Here is a 7,819-nt window from a genome sequence, read left to right as displayed (position 1 = left end):
GGAACCGGATGATCGAGGCGAGCTTCACGACGGACGAGGTGCCTGCTCTGGTGCTCGCGGGCGAGGGGGAGCGACCCGCATCCGTCGAGATCGTCGGCGCCCGCGCCCAGGTCACCGCACGCGTGACCGGGCGCGGCAAGACATGGAAGGCGACGCTGCCGCTGCGCGCCGCCCGCTGGGGCGGCCCGGAGCTGCCGCTGCCGTCGGGGTCGTACGAGGTGCGGATCGCGGATGCCGAGGGAAGCGCCGTGCGTCCGCCCGAGGGGCTGCCCGTCACGCAGCTGGGCACGCTGCGCGCGGCCCTGGAGGGGTGGACGCTGCGCGTGAGCCCGCCCATCAATCCTGCGTACGACTCGGGCGAGGGGCAGGACGCCCTCGAGCGCCGGTACGCCACACGCCCGGCCTCCGGCTTCGAGAACGCCGTGTTCTTCGAGAGCTTCTACGGGCGCAACGCCAGCTGCAACCCGCTCGCGATCGATCGCGAGCTCGCGCGCCGAGCGCCCCATGTCACGCGGTACTGGAGCGTGGTCGACCTGTCGATCGCGGTGCCGGACGGCGCGATCCCCGTCATCGAGGGCAGCCCCGAATGGTGGCGCGCCCGCGGCGCGGCACGGCTGCTCGTGGTCAACGACTGGCTGCGACGGCGGTTCGCGAGACGCAAGGGCCAGGTGGTGCTGCAGACGTGGCATGGCACGCCGCTGAAACGGCTCGCGCTGCACCGCCCGGGTTTCGACCCGCGTCGCATGGCCGCCGTGGTGCGCGAATCGCGCCGCTGGAACGTGCTGCTCGCCCAGAACCCGTACGCCGCGCGCATCCTCGGCAAGGCCTATGCGTTCCTCACCCGCCCGGTCTGGGTCGAGGGCTACCCGCGAAACGACGTGCTCACGCGCGGCGACGGGACCGCGACACGGGAGGCGCTCGGCATCCGTCCCGGCGAGAAGGTGGTGCTGTACGCGCCGACGTGGCGCGACGACCGCGACCAGATCGTCGACTTCGTCGACCCGGGTGCGCTCGCCGCCGCGACCGACGCCGTCGTGCTCGTGCGCGGCCATTCGCGCACGCTTCTTCCCGGAAGAGATGCCGAAGGCCCCCGCGTGATCGACGTGACCGGCTTCCCCGACACCTCGCTGCTGCTGCTCGTCGCGGACGCCCTCGTCACCGACTACTCGTCAGTGATGTTCGACTTCTCGGTGACCGGCAAGCCGATGTACTTCCTCGTGCCCGACATGGAGCACTACCGCGGCGAGCTGCGCGGGTTCTACTTCGATCTCGCCGCACACGCACCGGGCCCGATGGTGCGCACGCAGGACGAGCTGGTCGCGGCGCTCGCCGCCGATGACGCGGACGCCTACGCCGACCGGTACGCGCAGTGGCGGGAGAAGTTCAACGCCCGCGACGACGGGCATGCCGCCGAGCGGGTCGTGACGCGGATCCTGGATCAGGGGTTCATCGAGATCTGACGCACGCGGGCCGGATCGACATCACGGCAGCGGCGTGTTGCGGCTGCCCAGTCGTGACGTGTCGACTGTGTCGTGCGCGCCGCCGATCACGCCGAGCAGGAACCCCCAGCCCCACGCGAGGTGCATGCTCGGCAGCACGGCCGCGGTCCAGAGCTTGTCGCGCCAGCCGTGTCCGCCGCCGCGGCCGGCGGCGACGCCGACGATGAGGATCGCGTACGCGATCACGGGGAGATACACGACGGATGTCGCCACCGCCCACCATCCCTGCAGCACGCCCGTCAGCTGCAGCGCGGCGACGACGAGCCCCAGAAGGATCGTGAGCACGAGTGCGGGCGGAGCGAAGAAGCGCAGGGAGTTGCCGCGCCCGAACCGGCGGACCAGCTCGCCGCGCCAGCGTCCGGTGGCCGAGAACTGGCGCACCAGCCGCGTCCAGCTCTCGCGCGGCCAGTACGTGACCGCCAGGCTCGGGTCGAACCACACACGGTAGCCGGCACGACGGATGCGGAGGTTCAGCTCCCAGTCCTCGCCTCGACGGATGCTCTCATCGAACAGGCCCACCTCGTCGAGCACCGCGCGGCGTATGACGCCCAGATACGCCGACTCGGCCTCGCCCTCCTGCGTGCCGCCGTGGTACGCGCCGCCGCCCAGCCCGATGGGGGAGTTGTAGGCGCGCGCGACCGCCCGCTGGAAGGGCGTGCGCCCGTCCGCGCGCATGACCCCGCCGACGTTCGCGGCGCGGACCCGCGCGAGCGTCGCGAGGGCGCTGCGGGCATAGCTGGGCTCGAGTTCGGAATGCGCGTCGACCCGGACCACGGTGGCGTACCGCCCGGCGCCGATCGCGAGATTGAGGCCGATCGGGATGTCGGCGGCGGGGTTGTCGATCAGCACGATGCGGTCATCGTCCCGGGCGAGCTCGCGAGCCAGTTCGCTCGTGCCGTCGGTGGACGGACCCAGCGCCAGGATCAGCTCCGTCGGACCCGGCACATCCTGCGCCAGCACGGTCTCGACCGCGCGTCGCAGGTAGTCGCGCTCATTGAGCACCGGCATCACGAAGCTCACACCGGCACCGGGCGGAGGGACCGGAGCGTCCCTGCGCCCGTGTTGCTCGACATGCACGCGTCGATCATGTCATGGGTGCCGCTGGGTAGGCTGGACGCGTGGGTCTCGTCTCGGATGGAAAGAAGGCGGTCGCGCTCGTCCGCAAGGCGGTGCGCAATCGCTCGGCCGTGATCGACGTGCGGCGCACGCTCGCGGCCCGGCCGCAGCATCCGCCGTTCCACTACCGGGTCGCGGTGTACTTCGCCGACGGCGCGGTCAACATGTACCAGATGCGGCAGTGGTACAAGCCGCTCGCCGGACTGGCGAAGACCTGGCCCGTCGTCGTGCTCAGCCGTGCCGCGACGGGTGCCGAGGCGCTCCTCGCCGACGGCGCACTGCCGGTCGCCTTCGTGCCGACGGTGCGGGACCTCGAGCGCTTCATCGCCAAGCAGGACATCCGCGTCGTGCTGTACGTGAACCAGAACACGCGCAACTTCCAGATGTTCCGCTACGGGCGCCGCTGGCACGTGTTCATCAACCACGGCGAGTCCGACAAGATGTACATGACCACGAACCAGTACAAGGCGTACGACTACGCGATGATCGCGGGCGACGCGGCGCGCGAGCGGCTGTCGCGGGTGCTGTGGGACTACGACATCGACCGGCGCACGATCGAGATCGGCCGGCCGCAGGCGGACCACTACTCGGGCACCCTGCCGTACACCCCCGACGAGCGCACCGTGGTGCTCTACGCGCCCACCTGGGAGGGCGATCGGCCTTCGGCGCACTACGGCTCCATCGCAACGCACGGCGAGGCGCTGGTCGGCGCCCTGCTCGCGACCGGACGCCACCGGGTCATCTACCGCCCGCACCCGCGATCGGGCGTGGTGAACCACGAGTACGGCGCCGCGAACAAGCGCATCATCGCCGCCCTTGCCGCGGCCAATGCAGCCGATCCCGCCGCGCAGCACGTCTTCGACGACGGACCCGACCTCGGCTGGCAGCTGGCCGCCGCCGACGTCGCGATCGTCGACATCTCCGCGATGGTCTACGACCGACTCGCGGCCGACAGGCCGCTGCTGATCACCCGACCGGCCGACCCCGCCGCGGCCATCGACACGCACGGCTACCTGTCGGCGTGCGAATGGCTGGATGCCTCGGCCGCCGCCGACATCGTCGCTGAGACGGAACGCGTGCTGGGCGACCCCGAGGCGGTCGCGCGTCTCGAGGAGTGGGTGACACGATACTTCGGCGACACCACTCCGGGTGCCGCGACGGCGCGGTTCCAAGAGGCCGTGCAAGGACTCATGGACGACTGGGAGGCCTGGTACGCCCGCTCGGTCGCCGACAGCGACGACGATGAGCAAGAGGACGAGGCCGACCTCGACGAAGAGGGCTGAGCGACAGGGCGTCCGAGCGCGGGCTCTCGCGAAGCTCAGGCCACCGGGGCTGGACGCTCGACGAGCCGCGAGATCGCCCGCAGCGGGATCGCGACCCACGTCGGCCGGTTGCGCGCTTCGTAGATCGCCTCGTACACCGCTTTGTCGAGTTCGAGTGCGGCCAGGAGCGGATGCCGGGGGTCGAGGCCGTTCCCCGAGGTCGCCGCATAGCCCTCGACGAACGCCGCTCGCGCATCGAGAGCCCAGGCCCGCACCGCATCGGCCGACCGCTCGGGATGGTCCAGGCGAAGCGACCCGGCGACGTAGTCGAACGAGCGGAGCATCCCCGCGACATCCCGCAGCGCGAAATCGGGCTGCGTGCGCTCGGCCATCGGCCTGAGCGGTTCCCCTTCGAAGTCGACGACCACCCAGCCGCGGTCGGGCGAGTGGAGCACCTGGCCGAGGTGATAGTCGCCGTGTATCCGCTGCAGCGGCGGCCAGGGCACCTCGAGCGCGCGACGGTACACCGCTGTCGCGGCATCCCGCTGGCCCGCGATCTCGGGCACCTCCGCCATCGCGATCGCGAACCGACGTTCCCAGGTCGCAGCGGTGGCATCGCGATCGGCTGCGGTCGCGGTCCGCGTGGGGAAGCACTGCGACAGCGCGACATGGACGTGGGCCGTCGCAGCGCCCAGGGCGCGCGCCGCGTCGCGGAAGTCCTCGCCCTTCGCCGCAGCGAGGAGTGCGACCCGCCACGCATCGTCGACGCCGGGCAGGTACTCCTGGGCGAAGGCGAGCGAACCGCGCACACTGCCGTGTGCCGTGGCGAGGTCGGGCCACGTGCCTTCGATCGACCCGATGGTCCGCGGCACGTGGGGCGACCCGGCGCGCGCCAGGGCCTCCTGCAGCTCGATGTCGGGATTCAGCCCGGCGTGAAGCTGCCGGTACACCTTGCAGATCACGGGGGTGCCGACGCCCTCGTAGATGAGCGACGTGTTGGACTGCTCACCGCTGATCACCCGGGCCGTGGCCTCGGCCGGTGCGCCGCCGAGCGCGGCCACGCGTCCGATCGCGGTCGTCTGCGGTCCACGGGCCGTGCCGCCGCGGGCGATGAGGCGCAGGAGCGAGTTGGCGTAGGCGGGGTCGAACGGGCCGTCGATGAACGTCGTGCCAGGCGCGGGGCTGCCGATGATGTGGTCGGGGTCCGCGTCCACGGTCTCGGTCGCTCGCTCGACGACGGGGATCTGGTACAGCACCGCGGGAAGGGCCCCCTCGTCGGCGACCAGGAACGTGCGGATGCGGGCTCCGCCCGCTGTCTCGGCGGGGTCGTCGGGGTCGGCGGTGAGGTCCCACCACGACACCAGGCGCAGGCTCGGCGGACGCCCTTTCGCGGCGTACCACCGCTGCCGCGGCATCCACGCCGCCAGGCACGCCAGGGTGCTGTCCATACCTGTGAGCGTATGCCCGGGACGGCCGGCATGTCGAGGTGGGCGTGCAAGCGCTTGCAGTGTGCGCCCTGGCAACGGGCTCGGGCTACGCGTCCTCGCCCGACTCCTGCGACTCGGCGATCTCGATGACGGGCGCCACGGGGATGATGATGGACTCGACGGCCGGAGCGGCGCCGAGCCCGAGATCGCCGACACCGAGGCCGCCGAGATCGACGGCGGCGGCTTCGGCCAGCCGCTCCGCCTGGCTGTCGGTGCGCTCGGGCTCGGAGGGCAGCCCTGCCCATTCGGAGGGTTCTTCTGGAAGCTGGCTGAACAGACCCATGACGCCATTCTCACCCCGCGCGAACGCGGGCAGGATCACATCAGTCGGCGGGCGGAGCCTCGATCTCGGGCCTCCTGCGGCGTACGACGTTGCCGACCGCCGCCGTCCCGCGGGTCACGCCGCCGATCACGAAACCTCCGGCGCGACGGATGCCGCGACCGGCGAGGCGCTCCACGCGGTCGGCACCGGGTCGCGGCTCGAGCTCCGGCGGCAGCTGGAGCGGCGGCGCGCCGAACGCGCGCCGGGAGCCGACGAGGACGCGGCGCCCCAGGATGTTGTTGCCGGCGCCGCCGATCGCGGCGCCGATGCCGAAGGGCAGCGCCTTGCCGATCCATGACGCGCCGCCGCGAGCCGCGAACTGCCGGATGAACGTCGACTTGAGCCGGTCTACGAGCGGGCCCACTGCGGCGCGGGGGAGCGACTTGGTGACGAGCTCGCCCCAGTATCCGGCACGGCTCGGACCGCGTCCGGCCGCCTGACCGGCCAGCTGCGCGACGAGGTCGACGCCTTCTTTGCCCAGCATGAGGGTCAGCACCAGCGCCCGCGCGCGGTCGGGATCCGAGACCGGGATGCCGTGCACCTCGGTGACCGACTGGGCGAACAGGGTGGTCGCCTCGAGGAACGCCACAGTCTCGACGCCGCTGAGCGCGAGGGTGACTCCCGTGCCGATGCCGGGGACGACGGCGGTCGCGCCGACCGCTGCGCCGCCGGTTGTCACGGCCGCGAGGTAGCGGCGCTCGAGGATGCGGACGATGTCGGCGGGGGAGGCATCCGGATGCCGCAGGCGGATGCTGCGCAGGTGCGCGAGCACGACCGGCCGCTGGATCGACAGCACGCGGTCGAGCGCGCGGACGGTGAACGGGTGCTCGTCCGACCCGGTGGGCGGCAGACCTCCCTGCCACGGCGAGTCGCCGGGCAGCGAGTGGATGCGGTGGACCTTCTCGCTCATCGCGCCGAGTCTATGCGCCCGGATCCGGGCGTCGGCCCGGGTTGACAGGCCAGCGCTGAGGGGTCAGACGTAGAGGTTCGCGCGCTCGAGGTCTTCGGCGAAGTCCACCTCTACGGCGTACAGGTCCGAGATGTCGAGCGGTTCGAGCAGCACGCCGTCCTCGGCGATCGCGAGCTCGAGGCCGCGCTCGAAGTAGTCCTGGTCGTCGACACGCGTCAGGTGGCGCATGAACGCCTTCTTGTCGCGGCTCGAGACGTAGTTGATGCCCACGGCCTCGCCGATGCCGCCCTTGACGGTCTTCGAGAGCTCCTTGATGTGGCCCTCCGGCGTGACCGTGTACTTGACCTCCTCGTCGCTCACCTTCGAGGTGTTGACGGTGACGAACGACTGGTCGCGCTCGATGAGCTCGATGGCACGGCCCAGGACGCGCGGGTCGAAGACGACGTCGCCGTTCATCCAGAGCACGCCTCCCTTGCCGGTCTTCGCGAGGGCGCGGAGCAGGCTCTTGGACGTGTTGGTCTGGTCGTAGCGGTCGTTGTAGACGTAGTCGACGTGAGGGAAGGCCTCGACGATGGTCTCGGCACGGTAGCCGACGACGGTGGTGATCCGGGCGTCATTGCCGAACGCCGCGCGGATGTTGTCGTGCTGCTGCTGCATGATGCTGCGGCCGTCGTTCAGCTCGGTGAGCGGTTTGGGAAGGCTGCGGCCGAGACGCGAGCCCATTCCGGCTGCGAGGATTACGGTCTGAAGGGTCAAAGTCTTCTCCTGAAGTACGCGATTCACTGCCGGTTCACCGGCGCGACACCCCTTCGTGCCGGGTCCATGCTATCGATGACCCCTGTGAAGGTGCAGAATGATGGGCTCCCGTTGCCGATTCGTGACATAACGCGAATGCCGCGACGCGGCGACACGGACTGCCCCACCATCAGGACCGCTTGATACGTTGGTTGGGTGACAGCCTCCCTCCCGGTGCCGAATGACATCGATCCGGAAGAGCCGGACCGTCACTCCGCTGCGCGCGTGATGCGCCTCGCCGAAACGGTACCGCCGGCTCCCGACAAGCCCCGCCGCCCGCCGCGCAAGCCTCGCTCCGACAAGGACGCCCCACGCAAGAAGCGCGCTCCGCGCAGTGCCGAGCCGCAGCCCGATCCCGGCGGCAGCGCTCGCGGCGAGCTCCAGATCGCTCGGAAGCGGCGGGCGGCGGGGCTTGTCGGGAGCCGGCG

The 7,819-nt window shown here is 71.1% G+C and carries 7 protein-coding genes and 1 pseudogene; 3 read left to right on the top strand and 5 right to left on the bottom strand.

Going from position 1 to position 7,819, the window contains the following annotated elements; translation table 11 throughout:
- Positions 1 to 8: 8 nt before the first annotated feature.
- Complete coding sequence (locus tag ACI3KX_RS21350) at positions 9 to 1,460, top strand: CDP-glycerol glycerophosphotransferase family protein (RefSeq protein WP_404911003.1); 1,452 nt, start codon at positions 9 to 11, stop codon at positions 1,458 to 1,460.
- Between the two features lie 21 nt (positions 1,461 to 1,481).
- Here the strand turns inward: ACI3KX_RS21350 and ACI3KX_RS21345 are convergent, their stop codons facing one another.
- Positions 1,482 to 2,519 carry a glycosyltransferase family 2 protein gene (locus tag ACI3KX_RS21345; RefSeq protein WP_404911002.1) on the bottom strand — a complete coding sequence of 346 codons (1,038 nt, stop codon included), beginning with the start codon at positions 2,517 to 2,519 and terminating at the stop codon, positions 1,482 to 1,484.
- A gap of 98 nt (positions 2,520 to 2,617) precedes the next feature.
- Between ACI3KX_RS21345 and ACI3KX_RS21340 the strand changes: the two genes are divergently transcribed.
- Positions 2,618 to 3,898 carry a CDP-glycerol glycerophosphotransferase family protein gene (locus ACI3KX_RS21340; RefSeq protein ID WP_404911001.1) on the top strand — a complete coding sequence of 427 codons (1,281 nt, stop codon included), beginning with the start codon at positions 2,618 to 2,620 and terminating at the stop codon, positions 3,896 to 3,898.
- A 35-nt stretch (positions 3,899 to 3,933) separates the two neighbouring features.
- Here the strand turns inward: ACI3KX_RS21340 and ACI3KX_RS21335 are convergent, their stop codons facing one another.
- The 4 genes from ACI3KX_RS21335 to ACI3KX_RS21320 all read right to left on the bottom strand — a co-directional run bounded on the left by ACI3KX_RS21335 (position 3,934) and on the right by ACI3KX_RS21320 (position 7,352).
- Positions 3,934 to 5,325 carry a phosphotransferase gene (locus ACI3KX_RS21335; RefSeq protein WP_404911000.1) on the bottom strand — a complete coding sequence of 464 codons (1,392 nt, stop codon included), beginning with the start codon at positions 5,323 to 5,325 and terminating at the stop codon, positions 3,934 to 3,936.
- 85 nt (positions 5,326 to 5,410) lie between these two features.
- On the bottom strand, positions 5,411 to 5,647 hold the full coding sequence (locus ACI3KX_RS21330) for a hypothetical protein (protein ID WP_404910999.1): 237 nt from the start codon (positions 5,645 to 5,647) through the stop codon (positions 5,411 to 5,413).
- 40 nt (positions 5,648 to 5,687) lie between these two features.
- The gene (locus tag ACI3KX_RS21325; protein WP_349427155.1) at positions 5,688 to 6,596 is read right to left on the bottom strand and encodes a hypothetical protein; all 909 of its coding nucleotides are present in this window, start codon (positions 6,594 to 6,596) and stop codon (positions 5,688 to 5,690) included.
- A 63-nt stretch (positions 6,597 to 6,659) separates the two neighbouring features.
- A complete protein-coding gene (locus tag ACI3KX_RS21320) occupies positions 6,660 to 7,352 on the bottom strand; it encodes a phosphocholine cytidylyltransferase family protein (protein WP_349427156.1) in 693 nt (230 codons plus the stop codon).
- A gap of 195 nt (positions 7,353 to 7,547) precedes the next feature.
- Between ACI3KX_RS21320 and ACI3KX_RS21315 the strand changes: the two are divergent.
- Positions 7,548 to 7,819, top strand: a pseudogene (locus ACI3KX_RS21315) (ABC transporter); the annotation flags it as partial.

It is taken from the genome of Microbacterium sp. ZW CA_36 (assembly GCF_044987475.1).
Taxonomy (GTDB): Bacteria; Actinomycetota; Actinomycetes; order Actinomycetales; family Microbacteriaceae; genus Microbacterium.
Note: the sequence above shows the minus strand (reverse complement) of the source record. Positions and strands in the feature narration are given on the sequence as shown.

What these genes read in the sequence shown, in the direction of transcription:
- ACI3KX_RS21350 (WP_404911003.1), top strand. Translation starts at nt 9, where the DNA reads ATGATCGAGGCGAGCTTCACGACGGACGAGGTGCCTGCTCTGGTGCTC.
- ACI3KX_RS21335 (WP_404911000.1), bottom strand. Translation starts at nt 5,325, where the DNA reads ATGGACAGCACCCTGGCGTGCCTGGCGGCGTGGATGCCGCGGCAGCGG.
- ACI3KX_RS21330 (WP_404910999.1), bottom strand. Translation starts at nt 5,647, where the DNA reads ATGGGTCTGTTCAGCCAGCTTCCAGAAGAACCCTCCGAATGGGCAGGG.
- ACI3KX_RS21325 (WP_349427155.1), bottom strand. Translation starts at nt 6,596, where the DNA reads ATGAGCGAGAAGGTCCACCGCATCCACTCGCTGCCCGGCGACTCGCCG.